The 16,343-nt window shown below is 62.8% G+C and carries 13 protein-coding genes; 6 read left to right on the forward strand and 7 right to left on the reverse strand.

Annotated features, from left to right (window positions below; genetic code table 11):
* Positions 1 to 197: 197 nt before the first annotated feature.
* From BN1233_RS21620 to BN1233_RS21635, 4 genes are all read left to right on the forward strand, one after another.
* Positions 198 to 1,526: an ABC transporter substrate-binding protein gene (locus BN1233_RS21620; protein WP_046865675.1), complete on the forward strand. Its 1,329-nt coding sequence runs from the start codon at positions 198 to 200 to the stop codon at positions 1,524 to 1,526.
* 87 nt (positions 1,527 to 1,613) lie between these two features.
* Positions 1,614 to 3,284 (forward strand): ABC transporter permease, encoded by a 1,671-nt coding sequence (locus BN1233_RS21625; RefSeq protein WP_147707434.1) that lies wholly within the window; start codon positions 1,614 to 1,616, stop codon positions 3,282 to 3,284.
* A gap of 128 nt (positions 3,285 to 3,412) precedes the next feature.
* On the forward strand, positions 3,413 to 4,507 hold the full coding sequence (locus BN1233_RS21630; protein WP_046865677.1) for an ABC transporter ATP-binding protein: 1,095 nt from the start codon (positions 3,413 to 3,415) through the stop codon (positions 4,505 to 4,507).
* Positions 4,508 to 4,981: 474 nt separating this feature from the next.
* Positions 4,982 to 5,665, forward strand: a complete 684-nt coding sequence (locus tag BN1233_RS21635) for an HAD family hydrolase (RefSeq protein ID WP_046865678.1) — start codon at positions 4,982 to 4,984, stop codon at positions 5,663 to 5,665.
* A gap of 74 nt (positions 5,666 to 5,739) precedes the next feature.
* Here BN1233_RS21635 and BN1233_RS48495 read toward each other — a convergent pair whose 3' ends face one another.
* A complete protein-coding gene (locus tag BN1233_RS48495) occupies positions 5,740 to 5,907 on the reverse strand; it encodes a NepR family anti-sigma factor (RefSeq protein WP_187144339.1) in 168 nt (55 codons plus the stop codon).
* Between the two features lie 286 nt (positions 5,908 to 6,193).
* Here BN1233_RS48495 and BN1233_RS21640 point away from each other — a divergent pair, with 286 nt between their 5' ends.
* Positions 6,194 to 6,901: a glutathione S-transferase N-terminal domain-containing protein gene (locus tag BN1233_RS21640; RefSeq protein WP_046865679.1), complete on the forward strand. Its 708-nt coding sequence runs from the start codon at positions 6,194 to 6,196 to the stop codon at positions 6,899 to 6,901.
* Positions 6,902 to 6,948: 47 nt separating this feature from the next.
* On the opposite strand, the gene BN1233_RS21645 is transcribed toward BN1233_RS21640, so the two are convergent.
* The 3 genes from BN1233_RS21645 to BN1233_RS21655 all read right to left on the reverse strand — a co-directional run bounded on the left by BN1233_RS21645 (position 6,949) and on the right by BN1233_RS21655 (position 10,333).
* On the reverse strand, positions 6,949 to 7,884 hold the full coding sequence (locus tag BN1233_RS21645) for a DMT family transporter (protein WP_425311735.1): 936 nt from the start codon (positions 7,882 to 7,884) through the stop codon (positions 6,949 to 6,951).
* A gap of 480 nt (positions 7,885 to 8,364) precedes the next feature.
* The gene (gene fghA, locus BN1233_RS21650) at positions 8,365 to 9,210 is read right to left on the reverse strand and encodes an S-formylglutathione hydrolase (RefSeq protein ID WP_046865680.1); all 846 of its coding nucleotides are present in this window, start codon (positions 9,208 to 9,210) and stop codon (positions 8,365 to 8,367) included.
* A gap of 10 nt (positions 9,211 to 9,220) precedes the next feature.
* Entirely contained in the window at positions 9,221 to 10,333 is a 1,113-nt protein-coding gene (locus BN1233_RS21655) for an S-(hydroxymethyl)glutathione dehydrogenase/class III alcohol dehydrogenase (protein WP_046865681.1), read from the reverse strand.
* A gap of 958 nt (positions 10,334 to 11,291) precedes the next feature.
* On the opposite strand from BN1233_RS21655, the gene BN1233_RS21660 reads away from it, so the two are divergent.
* Complete coding sequence (locus tag BN1233_RS21660; RefSeq protein ID WP_048708552.1) at positions 11,292 to 11,531, forward strand: hypothetical protein; 240 nt, start codon at positions 11,292 to 11,294, stop codon at positions 11,529 to 11,531.
* A gap of 232 nt (positions 11,532 to 11,763) precedes the next feature.
* Here the strand turns inward: BN1233_RS21660 and BN1233_RS21665 are convergent, their stop codons facing one another.
* From BN1233_RS21665 to BN1233_RS21675, 3 genes are all read right to left on the reverse strand, one after another.
* The gene (locus BN1233_RS21665) at positions 11,764 to 14,097 is read right to left on the reverse strand and encodes a CHASE domain-containing protein (RefSeq protein WP_156312698.1); all 2,334 of its coding nucleotides are present in this window, start codon (positions 14,095 to 14,097) and stop codon (positions 11,764 to 11,766) included.
* A gap of 128 nt (positions 14,098 to 14,225) precedes the next feature.
* On the reverse strand, positions 14,226 to 14,600 hold the full coding sequence (locus BN1233_RS21670; RefSeq protein WP_046865683.1) for a 4a-hydroxytetrahydrobiopterin dehydratase: 375 nt from the start codon (positions 14,598 to 14,600) through the stop codon (positions 14,226 to 14,228).
* 324 nt (positions 14,601 to 14,924) lie between these two features.
* On the reverse strand, positions 14,925 to 15,455 hold the full coding sequence (locus tag BN1233_RS21675) for a glycine cleavage system transcriptional repressor (RefSeq protein WP_046865847.1): 531 nt from the start codon (positions 15,453 to 15,455) through the stop codon (positions 14,925 to 14,927).
* Between the last annotated feature and the right edge of the window lie 888 nt (positions 15,456 to 16,343).

Raw genomic sequence — 16,343 nt, forward strand, 5'->3', positions numbered from 1 at the left:
ATATGGTTTCCCGGAAGGCGGTGCTTCCGGGTCTGGCTGCCTTGTGACCGTAGCCGGCAAACGGGTGGCTTGCAAAGACCATGCGGGAGACCAAGGGACCGGACATGTGGATGAGCCGAAGGCAAGGGCGCGTGCGGATTGCCGTCGCAGACGGGGCCACCTAACGTGTTTGGGTCAAACTAAACACGGAGGAAACCATGGTTCGCCCACTCGGTGCACTCGCGGCGCTCGCCGCCGCGACGCTGCTCGCCGGCGTGAGCTTCGCCCAAGCCCAATCAGGCAAGGTCACGATCGTCACGTCGTATTCGAAGGATGTCACGGATCCGTTCAAGAAGGCTTTCGAGAAGGCTCATCCCGGCACGACGCTCGAGGTCCAGAACCGGAACACGAATGCCGGGGTGAAGTATATCGAAGAGACCAAGTCCAACCCGCAAACCGATTTGTTCTGGGCTTCGGCGCCGGATGCGTTCGAGGTGCTCAAGGGAAAATCCCTTCTCCAGAAGTATCAGCCCAAGGCAACCGGAATTCCCGAAAAGATCGGAGCCTTCCCGATCAATGACCGCGACGGCACCTATTTCGGCTTCGCGGCATCCGGTTACGGCGTCATGTGGAATGAGCGCTACGTGAAGGCCAACAAGCTCCCGGAGCCGAAGGATTGGTCCGATCTCGCGCAAGCTCCTTATTATGATCATGTCGCGATCGCTGCTCCAGCACGCTCGGGCACCACGCACCTGACCATCGAGACCATTCTTCAAGGCGAGGGTTGGGATCAGGGATGGCGTACCATCAAGGAGATGGGCGGCAATTTCCGCCAGATCACCGAGCGTTCGTTCGGCGTTCCCGATGCCGTCAATTCCGGTCAGGTCGGCTACGGCATCGTGATCGACTTCTTCGCCTTCTCGGCGCAGGCCTCGGGCTTTCCGGTGAAGTTCGTCTACCCGAGCGTCACGACGATTGTGCCGGCGAACGTTGCCATCGTGGCCGATGCACCCAACAGGGCCGGGGCCGAAGCCTTCATCGAGTTCCTCCTGTCGCCAGAGGGTCAGGAGGTGCTCCTGGAGCCGAGCATCCGCCGTCTCCCGATCAATCCGGCCGTCTACGCCAAGGCGCCGGCGGATTATCCGAACCCGTTCAAGGACCCGTCTCTCGGGGCTCGCGTCAAGTTCGATGTCGATGTCTCGGAAAAGCGCACGGCCGTCGTCGATGCGCTGTTCGACCAACTCGTCACTTTCCAGCTCGATTCCCTCAAGGAGGCCACGAAGGCCGTTCACGAGGCGGAGGCGGCGCTGGCCAAGAAGGACAACGCTCAGGCGCGGACTCTCGTGAAGGAGGCTCGCGATCTCATCGCGGCGATGCCGCTGAACGAGACGCAGGCCTCCTCGCCGGAGATCGCCGGGGCCTTCACGGGAGCGAAAGAGAAGGGAGCTCGCCAGGCCGAGCTAGAGGCCCAGTGGGCGAGCTTCGCCAAGGAGCGCTATGCCCAGGCGCAGGCGAAAGCCGAAGAGGCGATGAAGCTCGCGCGGTGAGGTCGAGGGGCGGCTGCCTGCCGCCCCTCATCGCCAACATTCAGTCGGAGGAGGGCGCCCGTGGCGCTTGCACTGTCTCGTCCAGTGATGCGGATGCAGGTCTCGCCCGGCCAAGCGATGGCCGCTGGCATGATTGCTCTCTTCCTTCTGATCTTTCTCGTCGTCCCGGTCGCCACCGTCATCTATGTCGCTTTCACCGAGAAGGGGACCGGAGCCTTCACGCTTCTCAACTTCGTGGATTTCGTCCGCACGGATCTCTTCGTGCGGTCGTTCTGGAATTCCTTCTACGTCTCCGCGATGGCGGTGGTTCTCGCGTCGATCTTCGCGCTTCCGCTCGCCACCATCACGTCGCGGTTCGAGTTCCGTGGATCGGTTCTCATCCAGACGCTCGGGTTCCTGCCGCTGATCATGCCGCCTTTCGTCGGCGCGATCGCCATGCAACTGCTCTTCGGTCGTAACGGCACAGTGAACCTGCTCCTCGATGACTGGTTCGGTTTCAAGGTGCCATTCATGGAGGGGTTGAACGGCGTCGTCTTCGTGCAGGCGGTCCATTATTTCCCGTTCATTCTCGTTAATGTCTCAGCGGCCCTGAGCAATATCGACCGCTCGATGGAGGAGGCTGCGCAGAATCTGGGCTGCTCCGGCCTGCGCCTGTTCCACCGCATCGTTTTTCCGCTCGCTCTCCCGGGCTACTTCGCCGGCGCCTCCCTCGTCTTCGTTAAGGTCTTCGACGACCTCGCCACCCCGCTGCTCCTCAACGTGAAGGATATGCTGGCGCCGCAGGCCTATCTGCGCGTCACGTCCATCGGAATCACGGATCCGATGGGCTATGTGATTGCGGTCGTCCTGATCGTGGTCTCCATCCTTGCGATGTGGGCCTCTGCGGCGGCCATGAGAGGGCGCGACTACGCGACGGTGCAGCGTGGCGGCGGTGGGCTCACCAAGAGGACGATGCGCCCTTGGGAAACTGCCGTCGCCTATCTTGTCGTCGGCCTGATCCTCGCTCTCGTGCTGGCGCCTCATATCGGACTTCTGCTTCTGTCTTTCGCGACGATCTGGTCGTTCAGCCCCTTGCCCGACGGGTTCACGCTTGCGCATTACGCCCGCGTGTTCAGCGACAGTTCGGTCTATATCAAGAATACTCTGATCTATGCGTCGCTCGCCGGCGGGATCGACGTGGTGCTCGGAACGGCGATCGCATATCTCGTTCTGCGCACGCGCCTCCTCGGCCGGGAGTGGCTCGATTGGGCTGCTAGCGCAGCTCTTGCCGTGCCGGGCGTGGTGCTCGGGATCGGGTATCTCCGCACTTTCTATGGTGTGCAGATGCCGGATGGGAGGCCCCTCGCGACGCTCTGGATCATGATCGTGCTCGCTTTGGCCATACGGCGTCTGCCCTATGCGCTCCGTGCGTGCTATGCCGCCCTGCAGCAGATCTCGACGTCTCTCGAGGAGGCTGCGGAAAATCTCGGCGCCACGAAGACGCGGACCGTGAGACGGATCGTCGTCCCTCTGATGATGGGCGGCATCCTGGCCGGCTTCATCTCGAGCTTCGCGACCGCAGCCGTGGAGCTCTCCGCTACTCTCATGCTCGTGCAGTCGAATTCCGATGCACCGCTCGCATACGGCCTCTACGTCTTCATGCAGTCCGCGGCCGGGCGCGGACCCGGCGCCGCCCTCGGGGTCATCGCGGTTCTGCTCGTGGCGATCTGCACCCTGCTGTCTCACTTCGTCATCGAGCGAACCCGAAGGGTGAAATGAGCCATTGAGTCAGGATCGCCCGCATCACCGGAGATTGCCCGGACGTCAGATCACGGATATCGCGCGAAGTCGGACAGCGACATGCAAGGTAAGGTAACGACATGCCTCCGGACAGCGAGGAGGCCGGTATGAACCAACCGGTGAGAATGCCGGGACTCGCGACGCGCGGAGCCGGCATCCGTGTCGAGAACGTGAATCTGTCCTATGGACCCCTACACGTTCTGAAGGACATCAATCTCGAAGTACATCCCGGGGAGTTCTTTGCCTTCCTGGGCCCGTCGGGCTGCGGCAAGACAACGTTGCTGCGTCTCATAGCCGGGTTCAACCAGGCCGACACGGGACGGGTTCTGGTGAGCGGCGAAGATATTTCCGCACTCCCGCCGTGGAAGCGCGACGTCGGCATGGTTTTTCAATCATACGCCCTCTGGCCTCACATGACGGTCCGGCGCAATGTTGCCTTCGGGCTCGAGGAGCGGCGGTTGCCCCGGTCGGAGATTGCGCAGCGCGTCTCCGAATCGCTTGCCCTCGTCGGCCTCGACCAGCTTTCCGACCGCCGCCCGTCGCAACTCTCTGGCGGCCAGCAGCAACGAGTCGCTCTGGCGCGGACGATCGCGGTTCGACCCAAGGTGCTGCTTCTCGACGAGCCCTTGTCGAATCTCGATGCGAAGCTGCGTGTTCAGGTTCGCCGCGAGCTCCGCGAACTGCAGCAGCGACTCGGGATCACGACCATCTTCGTCACGCATGATCAGGAGGAGGCGAATACGATCTGCGACCGGATCGCCGTGATGAATGATGGCATCGTGCAGCAGGTCGGTACACCGATCGAACTTTACCAGCGGCCCGCAAATCTCTTCGTGGCGGGCTTTCTCGGAACCGCCAACATCCTCGAAGGCGAGATCTCCGGCTTCGGATGCGACAAGGTCTTCCAGGCGCCCGGAGGAGTGAAGATTCCCGTCGACTCGGGAGCAGACGCAGCTCCGGGTTCGAAGCTCGCCTTCCGCCCGCAGGATGCCTCGCTCCATGCCAAGGACGAGTCCGGTGCAATTCCCGGAGCCATCGTCAACCGGGAGTTTCTCGGCTCATCCATCCGCTACGGCGTGAAGATCGGTGGAAAGGAAATCCTGGTCGATATTCCGTTCCATAGCGGAAGCACTCTTCACGAGGTTGGCGACGCGGTCGCAGTCAAGATCGCTCCGAGTTCAGTTCTGTGGCTTGCGTCCTGAGCTTTCAGAACGATGTAGGACCATATCGATAGGCGAACCTCGCGTCGTGTTCATAACGGGACCAGAATTGAAGTTGCGACAACGCGTGTGGGGACATGCTGCGCAAGTTCACGAGTCCTGTCGTTCATCTGCGCGCCACACTTGAGCATCTATTGTCAAAACAGCGAGCCACCTCGTCTTTGCGAGCCGCAGGCGAAGCAATCTACCCTTCGATCAATGCGCTCCTGGATTGCTTTACTTCGTTCGCAATGACGAGGAGGGCGTGAGAAATGGAGGGGTTCGGCCGCCGATATGGAGTAGCGCTGGACCCACTTCCGTCATTGCGAGCCGGAGGCGAAGCAATCCACGAGGCGCGCGGAATGAGGGAGAGGGCGTAAGGCAAAAACTCCCGCACGATCAGCGCGCCGGAGTCTCTCCAAGGACGATGCAGGCTCGGGGTTCATTCCCCTGCAAGGTTCGGCTATCGATCCCCGCATGAACGCACCACGAAAGGGCTCGCTCAGGGCCCTCATCTTCGACATGGACGGGACGCTGACCGATAGCGATCCGATCCACCGCCTCGCCTTCGAGAAGGCACTCGCACCCTATGGCCAGGCCATGCCGGAGGAAGAGTACCTCAGGATGATCTCCGGTCGGACGAATGCCGAGATCGGACGCATCCTGTTTCCGGACTCGCCCGAGGCACACCACCTCGCATTCGCCCGCGAGAAGGAGCAACTCTTCCGCAATCTGGCCAACATGCTTCTGCCATTGAGCGGCCTCGTCGGACTGCTCGACCGGGCCCGCGACCGGGGCCTGCTCCTGGCGATGGTCACGAATGCTCCGCGCGAAAACGCCGAGCACATGCTCGAAGCCCTTGGTCTAGAGCAACGCTTCTCCACCGTCGTGCTAGGCGAGGAGTCGCCTCGTCCCAAGCCGGACCCGCTGCCTTACAGGATAGCACTCGAGCGTCTCGGTATCGACGCGCCTGAAGCGGTCGCCTTCGAGGACTCGGTGCCCGGTGTCAGGTCGGCGACTGGAGCTGGTCTATTCACCTTCGGCGTCATGACCACCCAACCGGCGTCGGTGCTGACAGAAGCCGGCGCTCGGGAGGTCATCCAGGATTACGAAGATCCTGTCCTTCTGGAATATCTCAGGATAGCCCTGTCAGAGCTGTGAGATCGCGTGGGCTCCGGGAAAGCAAGACTGTGCCCGATTTGGACGGGCGCAGTCCCGAACCTTCAGAAGCCTGATCAGGACTCTGCGAAACGCCGTGCCAACTGCTCGAGGCGGTCCGGAATGGGCTCCTCCATCAGGTCCTGGTAATAGGACCGAAGCTGATGCCCGATTTGGCCGAGAAGAACGACCCTCGCAATAGGGACGGCAATGACGCGTATCTTGGGCAATTCGGGTGAGGACATAGTCGGCTCTGGGTTCTAACCAATCTGGTCGTGTCATTTACGCGGGACTGGCTCGAAAGTTTCACCGTGGCGGTAAGAGCGTGGCAGGTTTGTGCGCCACGTCACACATGAGGCGATGGAACGGCATGACCGGCGGGCATACGTCCAATCAGAGCGCCTTCACGGGGAGGGCAAGTCCCTCGGCGGCCGGTCAGCGGCTCGCCCCATCTTGCCGGGCAGGGGCCAGTGACGCAAAGGTGCGGCCGAGTCTCCGACCCGCTCCCCAGTTCACCCGCTGCGAGGATCCATGATCGATCTCTACTACTGGACCACACCGAACGGCCACAAGGTCACGATGCTCCTGGAGGAGACCGGGATTCCATACCGGATCATTCCCGTGAACATCGGCAAGGGCGAGCAGTTCGATCCAGAATTCCTGCGCATCTCGCCGAACAACCGCATACCGGCGATGGTGGATCACGAACCGCCGGGTGGTGGCTCTCCCCTGTCGCTGTTCGAATCGGGCGCGATTCTCCTCTACCTCGCCGAGAAGACCGGACGGTTCATTCCATCGGAGATACGTGGCCGTGCGGAAGTCCTTCAGTGGCTGTTCTGGCAGATGGGCGGGCTCGGGCCGATGGCGGGCCAGAACGGCCATTTCAACATCTATGCGCCCGAGAAGGTGCCCTATGCCATTGATCGCTACACGAAAGAGACCAATCGCCTCTATGGCGTCCTGGACAAGCGCCTAGCCGATCGCGAATTCGTCGCGGGCGAGTACTCGATCGCTGACATGGCCTCCTATCCCTGGATCGTGCCCCATAAGGCGCACGGGCAGGATCTGGACGAGTTCCCCCATCTGAAGCGCTGGTTCGAGACCATCAGGGCGCGGCCGGCGACGGAGCGCGCCTATGCAAGAGCGAAGGAAATCAATCCTCAATCAGGCCAGCCCATGACAGATGAAGAGAAGAAGGTGCTCTTCGGCCAGACGGCAGCGACGGTCGGCCGCTCATAGAAGGCTCAACGCTGCTTGGCGACGCCGGGCAGCGAGTCCGCGGCTCTTCAGCGAGGCTCCGGACGGGCACGAAGCCGCTCGCGATGGGCCGAGTAGAGGCTGCTCGCGATGATCACGCCGGCCCCTAGCCAGGTCCAGTGATCCGGAATGGCGCCGAAGACGACATAGCCGAGCAGAGTCGCCCAGAGGATCTGGGAATAGGCAAAAGGCGCGAGCACGGATGCGCCGGCGTAGCGAAAGGCGATGACGACGATCCAGTGACCAGCCGTCGAGGACGCGCCGACGAAGGTGCCGAGGAGAATCTCCCACCAGCCCGGCGTCTTCCAGAAGAAGGGCACAAGCAGCGTCAGGCAGGCGAAGCCCACCAAAGCCGAATAGGTCATCGTGGTCCTCGCATCATCCAACGCGCTCGTCCGGCGCGTGGCCACGAGAGCAATGGCCCAACAGAAGGAGGAGAGGATCGGCAGGATCGCGCCGGGATGGAAGGCCCCTGTCCCGGGCCGGACGATGATCAGGACGCCCAGGAGGCCGATCACGGCCGCGGTCCAGCGGCGCCAGCCGACCGTCTCCCCGAGGAAGGGGATCGACAGCGCGGTCACGAAGATCGGCGAGACGAAGGTGATCGCAAGGGCTTCGGCGACAGGCAGAACCTGCAGCGCGCTGATGAACAGAATGGCCGAACCGACGAGGCCGAGCCCACGGATGACCTGCAGGCCCGGCCGTTTCGACGTGAAGGGGTTGAGCTGGCGGAATCGGAGCGCCGCCAGAAACATGATGAGCGCGAAAACGGCGAAGCGCAGCCAAGCGACCTGGATGACCGGAAGCGTGCCCGTCAGATATTTCACCGTCACGTCCGATGCCGCGAGAAAGACGGTGGAGGCCAGGACGAGCAGGATTCCCTTGACGGGGCGGTCGAGGTGCCCCGTGGCAGGCGCCGTATTGGCAGGCGACCTCAGGGGCACGTCGTCTTTGGTGCGGAGCACGGCGGCCCTCGAAGCAGAAGAGTGAGGCGTGGTCTGTATCACCCTCTGTGCCGCGACTCACCGTCTCGAGTGCACAGCTGCCATGTCGGATTTGCGCGCCGGATCGGCGGGCCATGAGCTCGGGCGGCGCTTCCGCCGCCCGCCTCGACTGCGCGAGAATCCATGCTGCTGGGAGTCGGTCGAGCCGAAAAGAGCCGGGTAACTAAAGCGCAAGGGCGATCACGTAAGGACATAGCCAGTCACGGCGAGACCATTTCCTTTCGGAAAGCACTCCCTTTGCCGTGGTCAGGCCCCGGCCGCGGGTGCTTGCGCGGTCGTGGGCCGCCCCCAACGAGATCATATCGGTTCGGGAGGGGGAGCCCATGTCTTCAAGGCGGGCCGCCAGCCATTGCTACGCCCGCGCGGTGAAGCAGGCAGGGCGCTTCGAACATGCATGGCGATGCCGGGCGCTCGCACGCCCGGCAAAGCGCATTTGGAGCTTCAGCGCCCGAGCCTCTGCGCATGCCAGCGCAGGTGATCCTCCATGAAAGTCGCGATGAAGAAGTAGGAGTGGTCGTAACCCTCCTGGCGACGCAGGGAGAGCGGAATCGAGGCGCGAGCGCAGGCCGCTTCCAGGAGCTCGGGCTTGAGCTGCGTCGTCAGGAACGGATCGGCCATGCCCTGATCGACGAGAAGCTCGGGGATACGGTAGCCATCCTCGATCAGGGCGCAGGAATCGAATTTCCGCCAGGCTTCGCGATCCGGGCCGAGATAGCCGCTCAGCGCCTTCTCGCCCCAGGGGCAATTCATGGGCGAGGCGATCGGTGCGAAAGCCGACACGGCGCCGAAGCGTCCGGGATTTCGGAGCGCGATCGTGATCGCGCCGTGGCCGCCCATAGAGTGTCCCATAATCCCCTGCCGCGCCGGATCGGCGGGCAGTTCCGCCTCGACGAGGCGTGACAACTCGCGCTCGATATAGGATTGCATGCGGTAGTGACGCGACCATGGGCTTTGCGTCGCGTCGACATAGAAGCCAGCGCCGAGGCCGAAATCATAGGCTCCTTCCGGATCGTCGGGGACACCCTCGCCACGCGGGCTCGTATCCGGGGCAATCACCATCAGACCGAGTTCTGCGGCAACGCGTTGCGCACCCGCCTTGATGGTGAAGTTCTCCTCCGTGCATGTGAGCCCGGAGAGGAACCACACGACGGGCACTTTGCCGCTCGCTGCCTGCGGAGGTACAAAGGCGGAAAAACGCATCGGCGTTCCCGTCTCCGAGGAATCATGGCGATAGACGAACTGGGTGCCGCCGAAGCACTGCGCTCGGGAAACGACATCGAGAGCCATTGAGCACTCCTCAGTACATGATCACGGAACGGATCGACTTGCCCTCGTGCATGAGATCGAAGGCCGTGTTGATCTCCTCGAGCGGCATCGTGTGGGTGATCAGATCATCGATGTTGATCTTTCCCTCCATGTACCAGTCGACGATCTTCGGCACGTCGGTCCGGCCTCTGGCCCCGCCGAAGGCTGTTCCCTTCCACACGCGCCCGGTGACGAGCTGGAATGGACGCGTCGCAATCTCCTTGCCGGCCTCGGCCACGCCGATGATGATGCTCTCGCCCCAGCCGCGATGGCAGCATTCGAGAGCCTGCCGCATAACGTTCACGTTGCCGGTGGCATCGAAGGAGAAATCGGCACCGCCGCCCGTGAGGTCGACGATCGCCTGCACGACCTTGTCGTGGCCGACCTCGGCCGGGTTGACGAAATGCGTCATGCCGAATTTCTCGGCCATGGCCCGCTTGGCGGGATTGAGATCGATTCCGATGATCTTGTCGGCGCCGACCATGCGGGCGCCCTGGATGACGTTGAGCCCGATGCCGCCGAGGCCGAAGACGGCGACATTGGCGCCGGGCCACACCTTCGCGGTGTAGAGCACGGCGCCGATGCCGGTTGTGACTCCGCAGCCGATGTAGCAGATCTTGTCGAACGGGGCGTCCTCGCGAATCTTGGCGAGCGCAATCTCCGGCAGCACGGTGAAATTCGCGAAGGTCGAGCAGCCCATATAGTGGAACACCTGCGCGTCATCGCAGCGGAACCGGCTGGTGCCGTCCGGCATCACGCCCTTGCCTTGGGTTGTCCGAATGGCGGTGCAGAGATTGGAACGCCGCGAGAGGCAGGTTTTGCAGTTGCGGCATTCCGGCGTGTAGAGCGGGATCACGTGGTCGCTGGGCTTGAGGGTCGTCACGCCCGGTCCGACCTCGCGCACGATGCCGGCGCCTTCGTGGCCGAGGATCGCAGGGAACAAACCTTCCGGATCGGCACCCGAGAGCGTGTAGGCATCCGTATGGCAGACACCCGTCGCCATGATCTCGACGAGCACCTCGCCGACCTTCGGGCCTTCGAGTTCGATCGTTTCGATCGTCAGGGGCTCGCCTGCCTTCCAGGCCACGGCTGCACGTGTCTGCATCTTTCATCCTCGAATTGTTGGTGATGGCGAACCGCAGCTGAATGCGCGCGTGAACGCGCCAGGTCAGGGTCCAAGGCCTGTTGTTAGTTCCCTTCGCCGGGTGTGTCCACCCAGCTGAGCCATATCGCGCCGCCTCCTATGAGGGCGGCATCGATGAGGTTCCAGGCAGAATCGTAAGTTGAGGGCCGCCCGCCGTGTCGATTCCATCCTGGAGATAGCCGGCTTAGAAGCGCGGATTCTCTTGCCCCGGCAGAACCCGGACGCCGTTTCGGAATGGACGCACCTCCAAGGGAACAGGTTTTTCGAAGCGACGTTCTCTCGCAGGGCAGTCAGAAAAGGATTCCCTTGCATGAAACGCTCCTCGATTCTTCTCGCAGGCGTTGCGCTCTTCGCATTGACGGCTGGCGGAGCCCTCGCTGATTGCGCCGGTGAGATTGCACAATTGTCTCCCGGCACTACCACGGGCTCGGTATCCGGATCTTCCGGTGGGCACCCCGGGATTTCCAAGGATGGAAGTCTTGCTCCCCTCCAATCCGGACCTTCCACGGCTGCGGCAAGTAGCATGAGCAGCAACTCAGGCGGTCAGGGCGCCTCTGCGGCCGGGCACAGTGTCTCGAAAGACGGTTCGACCATGCCGCTGGCCAGCCAGCAGGGTGGTGGGAATGCGAACATCGCCACATCCAATCAGGACGTCCAATCTCAACAGCAGGGCGGCAAGACTGCCGCGGCCGCAGCGGGCCAAGGCTCGAGCCAGCCGAGTTCCGGAAGCCACGCTTCAGGAAGCCATGCTTCAGGTATCACAACAGCCGCCCCTGGTGGGCATCCTGGAATTTCCAAGGATGGGAGCCTTGCTCCTCTTCAGTCCGGATCATCCACGACGGGTGCCATGGGCACGAGCGGCTCAGGCAGCCAGAGCGCTTCTGCCCAAGGCCAAGGTATCTCCAAGGATGGCTCGACCATGCCGCTCTCGACACAGTCAGGTGGTGGGGATGCGAACATTGCCATGTCCGGACAGGACGCCGTGTCTCAGCAGCATGGCGGCCAGACCGCCGCAGCTGCAGCCGGCCAGGGCGGGGCATCTTCCGGAAACCATTCTCCGCAGATGATGGCCGCTCTCGAGCGGGCTCGCATGCTCCATCAGCAAGGCAACGAGGCCGGATGCATGCAGGCTATCGGGGAGGCAAAGCGCCTTCGGTAAGTCCTGGCGCAGGGAGCATCGCCGACAGCTCGGGCCGGATGCTCCCTGCGCGATTTCTCTCGCTTGAGCGATGGGGCGCTTGTTCATCGGCCTTTGCAGGGAACGATTTGGCATCGTGCCTATCGGCAGCGCTCCACCAGCGATGATCGAACGAGCCGCAAACTGCCGCTCCTACAGCAACCCCGATCGCGTCGTGTGAACAGCCCGAACTCTGGCGCGGGTGCTCTACATTCTATTCCGCGCTTCCAATCAGGCCCTTAACCTTCTCCACGAGCGCAGCGGCCGTGAAAGGCTTGACTAGGAGATTGACGTCCTCGTCCAGCCGCCCGTGGTGAATGATCGCGTCGCGGGCGTAGCCCGTCGTGAACAGCACTTTGATCTCCGGTCGCCGCCTGCAAGCCTCCTCGGCGACCTTGCGCCCGTTCAGCGGACCAGGGAGCACCACGTCCGTGAACAGGAGCGCAACCTCCGGGTGCAGATCCAGAAGGGCGAGGCCGGTTGGTCCGTCCGCTGCCTCGAGCACGCTGTAACCGGCTCCTTCCAGAGCCGAAACTGAGAACTGCCGCACCCGGAGTTCGTCCTCGATGACGAGGATCGTTTCACCCGACGCGGGAACTGCCGCAGCCTCGAATGCGGCTGCGTGGCTTGGCTTGGCAAGCGCCCGACTCGCAGCCGTTCTTGGAAGGTAGAGCTTCACGGTCGTGCCATGGCCGACCTTCGACGAAATCGTGACGTGACCGCCCGACTGGTGCATGAACCCGTAGACCTGCGCCAGGCCTAATCCAGTGCCCTTGCCGACGGGCTTGGTGGTGAAGAATGGCTCGAAGACGCGGGCCATGACGTCCTGAGACATTCCTACTCCCGTGTCGGACACGCATAGCGCGACGTAGTCGCCAGGCTTGACCTCGTCGCGATGGGACATCGGATGGCTTTCGTCGATGGAGGCATTGGCCGTCTCGATCGTCAGTCTGCCTCCCTCCGGCATCGCGTCCCGTGCATTGACCGCGAGGTTCAGGATCGCATTCTCGAGTTGGTTCGGATCGGCCTCCGCATGCCACAGGTCGCTTCCGAGCACGGTGTCGATGGCGACATGCTCTCCCAAGGTCCTGTGCAGCAGGTCGGACATTCCGCCGACCAATTTGTTGACGTCGACTGCTTCCGGCGCGAGCGGCGATTGACGCGCGAAGGCGAGCAGCCGATGCGTCAGCAGCGCGGCTCGTTTTGCTCCGTCCATGGCGCTGTCGATGTTGCGCTGCGATCGAGCATCGGCCGTATCGGCAAGCCTGCGCTTCAGCAGTTCCAGGTTGCCGGTGATGACGGTGAGCAGATTGTTGAAGTCATGGGCCACTCCTCCGGTGAGTTGGCCCACGGCTTCCATCTTCTGGGATTGGCGCAGTTGCTCCTCGACCTGGCGCAGCGTTTCCGCGCGCTCGTGCTCGACTCGTATCGCCTCGGCGATGCGGTATTCCAGGGTCGCATTGAGGTCTCGCAGCTCTTCCCGGGCTTTCAGCGCGGCTTGCGTTGCACCCGCTTGCGACCAGGCGAGGCCGGCCAACAGGAGAGTTGCAAGGAGACCGCCGGTGACGACGAACGGGATCAACTCCCGACCTGAACCGCGCTCGAAGGCTCGTCGCGAGGCAAGATCGACCGTCCATGTGCGTCCACCAATCTCGAGAGATCTGGAGGTCGACAGCAATGGAACGTGCGCCGAATCGGCGCTGCTGTCCTGTGACCGGTAAAGCAGGGTCTCCGGTGAGGGGGCGCCGTCATAAACCGCGATCTCGAGATCGTGCAGGTAGTCACCGAAAACTGCATTGAAGAGGTCGCCAGCCCGGTAGGGGCTGTAGGCGAAGCCCAGAAGCTGCGCCCTGCGCGCTTCGAGAGTTTTCGGCGTATTTCCACCGTCATAGACCGGCAGATAGATCAGGAAACCCGGTTGCTTCTGCTGATCGATCTCCTGAACGAGCTCGACTCTCCGCGACATCGCATGCCGGCCCGTGTCGCGCGCCCGCTCCATGGCTTCGCGCCGGTTCGGCTCGGTAAACATGTCATAGCCGATCGCCGCTTGGTTCCGTAGATCGAGCGGCTCGAGATAGATTATTGAATGATACTCGGGTCGCGGTTGATTGGGCCAGAGTTGGAAGTCGGCTCCGATCTGCTCCCGGGCCAGAGCCAGAAATTCGTCGAGCGAGCCGGCTTCGACCCGGCGCGTAAAGCCGAGCCCCTGGACACCCGGATAGAGCTCACGAAGTCGCAGGCGCTCCACATAGACTGCGAATTCGCTGCGCGTCACGAACTCGCTCGCGGCGAAGAGGCCTGCCGCCCCCCGCAGCAAAGCGATATGTTTTTCGATGTGGTTCTCGATATCCGCGAGCCGCATTCGGACCGCGGAATTGAACCGCTCGAGCTCATTGGCCGCGATGATCCGCTGCAGCTGGGTAGTCGCTGCAAGAGTGAAGACGAGGCCCAGGACGAGCACAATGACAGGGGCCGCGAAAGGACGAGAGAGAAGATCTCCCCGCCAGCGCAAAGCGAAGGGTCCAAGGGGGCGCCTCAAAGAATTCAATGGGGCGCCTCGAACGTGCAGTTCGTCCGGAGACTTGATGAATCGCAGCCGAGCGCCGGACGTGACCGGCGCTCGTGATCGGGCCGAGCGGCGCTTCGCGGGTTCACGTCTATACCAACCCGTCGGCGTCAGCGATCATACTTGATATAGGCGAAGCGTGGATCGGATGGCGTGCCCTCGAGCGCGCTCGTGCTGTCGGGTTGCCAGGAAATGACTTCCTCGATTTTCGCCGCGAGCGCCAGATCCTTTTCCGTGATGCCCTTCGCGGTATGGGTTATGAGGCGGACCTCCACCCAGGCGTAGGACACCGTGAGGTCGGGATGATGCCAGGCCGCCTCCGCGAGATGGCCGACGGCATTCACCACCATGAGCGTCCCCTTCCAGCTGTTGGTCTTGAACGTTCGCTTGATCCAGCCGTCCTCCAGCTTCCAGCGCGGTAGATCACGCTGAAGGCGCTCGAGAATTCCCGGCTCGCTCAAGGTCTCTTCACGCTTGGCCGTCATCGTGCTTCACCTTTCCGATGTGCGGAGGCCGTCCATCGCCACATGTCCATCCGGGTAGACGGGCACAACTCGATGTCTCCGAGCAGGTCCAAACAATCACAGTCCGGCTCGCCCGCTCCTGCCTTCCGAACCAGGCAGGCGTGAGCGATCTCACCAATGCCACAGGAGAGCGTGCGGGTGAATGCTCCCCGGGCACTGTTCCGTCAGAGAGCGGGACGAGGCAGACCGGGGTCTCCTCCGGGCAGGCAACCAGGATCCGGTGCAGGGGGCTTCTAGCATCGAATGGCTGCAATCTCGACGCGCCTCAGGTGGCGTGGACGCCGGTCAAAGCTCAGTCTCCTGGATCTCAGAGGCCAAGCCCAGAGTTCCTGCCGTGTTCGAGACGGCTGCTAGACAGAGGGCCGCATCCTCGGGAGCGATCGACACGGCGAACCGCGTCTCGTAACGCCCGCCTTCCGTGTCGGAAAGTTTGCGAGCCTCAAGCCGTACGATGTTGGCCCGATACTGCCGGAAAATTTCTGCCAGGCGGGCAACGAGGCCGAGTTGGTCGCCCCCACTGATCGTGATGCGGTGCGTCACGCGGCTCGTCAGGGCCGGATTGGGGTCGAACTCGTAGGGAACGACGCGAACCTGCGACCCGTCGAGGTCGGGCAACCCGCTGAGCTCTTGCTCGAGCGTGTTCGTGGAGACATCGTCCGGCAATTCGCAGACCGCGATGAACTCTGCGCCCGTCCCGAGCGCCGCGAAGGAGACATCCCGGAGATTGATGCCGGCGGCATAAAGGTGATCGGCAACGGCCGCCACCAGACCGATCCGGTCCGGGCCGAGGATGGAGACGAGGGCGATTGTCGTCATCGGGGCCTCCTTGCGTGCTGTCAGAATCGATCGCGCCGGCACCTCCGCTCGGTGCGTGCTTCCGTGGTCTCCCATTTGGCGGCCTGACGCAATCCGCTGCAGATGCGGAGCCGCCGTCGATCGCGCGGGCACTCGCCCCGCCGGGGCGGCGCTTCGAGAGATGCGACGAGATCACCTACCTAATAGGCCCATCCAGGGCGGGCCCGAGCGCCCGTCGCCGCCACCTCGCGGGGCAAGGGCCCACGATTCCCGCCAGGAGCCCGAAGCAAACACCAGTCCGGCGAGGCACTGCACCATGCCTCTTCCGGAGCGCATGATGAAGAGGGCGTTTAGGCCCCGTGCCTTGGCAAAGGCCGTGCCCGCGGTCTTGCCCACGACCATCCACGCTGTGGCCGGCCACCAGCCTTCCATGCACGTGTCCGCCAGTACCGCGGCCGACGCCACACCATTGTTGAGCGGCCCACCGGAATGGGCATCATCGTGTGCGACAGGTGCATCCGACCGACATTGACCCAGTGGCGATAGTCACTCGAGGTCGCGACTGCCGCATCCTGAAGTATCAGCGCGGATATCGGCGCGCGTCTCACAATCGGGTTTTTCGATAAAGATCGTCCAAGGTGTTCCATTGGCGCCTTGCACGCAGGAGATGCGCTCCGCATGAGTGCAAGGCGTCCAGAGGGATCTCCCCGCGATTGTCGCTACGGGTACTTTGAAAGTTCAGGACCAGCGTGGCATCCGGTAGCAAAGACTATCACTTGCCGCGGCCGTTTCCTTTCCCCTCATGCAGCGATTCCTGCACCTCGACGACTCCGTCAGAATCGATCCAACGCAGCAGCGAATGCCGAAGCGAATTTGCATCCGCAGGCTTCGGCAGTTACCTTGCCGGCC

It is taken from the genome of Microvirga massiliensis (assembly GCF_001006805.1).
GTDB lineage: Bacteria > Pseudomonadota > Alphaproteobacteria > Rhizobiales > Beijerinckiaceae > Microvirga > Microvirga massiliensis.

Bases quoted from the DNA above. Each gene is read 5' to 3' on its own strand.
- BN1233_RS21620 (WP_046865675.1), top strand. From the start codon at position 198: ATGGTTCGCCCACTCGGTGCACTCGCGGCGCTCGCCGCCGCGACGCTG.
- BN1233_RS21625 (WP_147707434.1), top strand. From the start codon at position 1,614: ATGCGGATGCAGGTCTCGCCCGGCCAAGCGATGGCCGCTGGCATGATT.
- BN1233_RS21630 (WP_046865677.1), top strand. From the start codon at position 3,413: ATGAACCAACCGGTGAGAATGCCGGGACTCGCGACGCGCGGAGCCGGC.
- BN1233_RS21635 (WP_046865678.1), top strand. From the start codon at position 4,982: ATGAACGCACCACGAAAGGGCTCGCTCAGGGCCCTCATCTTCGACATG.
- BN1233_RS48495 (WP_187144339.1), bottom strand. From the start codon at position 5,907: ATGTCCTCACCCGAATTGCCCAAGATACGCGTCATTGCCGTCCCTATT.
- BN1233_RS21640 (WP_046865679.1), top strand. From the start codon at position 6,194: ATGATCGATCTCTACTACTGGACCACACCGAACGGCCACAAGGTCACG.
- fghA (WP_046865680.1), bottom strand. From the start codon at position 9,210: ATGGCTCTCGATGTCGTTTCCCGAGCGCAGTGCTTCGGCGGCACCCAG.
- BN1233_RS21655 (WP_046865681.1), bottom strand. From the start codon at position 10,333: ATGCAGACACGTGCAGCCGTGGCCTGGAAGGCAGGCGAGCCCCTGACG.
- BN1233_RS21660 (WP_048708552.1), top strand. From the start codon at position 11,292: ATGCCGCTCTCGACACAGTCAGGTGGTGGGGATGCGAACATTGCCATG.
- BN1233_RS21670 (WP_046865683.1), bottom strand. From the start codon at position 14,600: ATGACGGCCAAGCGTGAAGAGACCTTGAGCGAGCCGGGAATTCTCGAG.
- BN1233_RS21675 (WP_046865847.1), bottom strand. From the start codon at position 15,455: ATGACGACAATCGCCCTCGTCTCCATCCTCGGCCCGGACCGGATCGGT.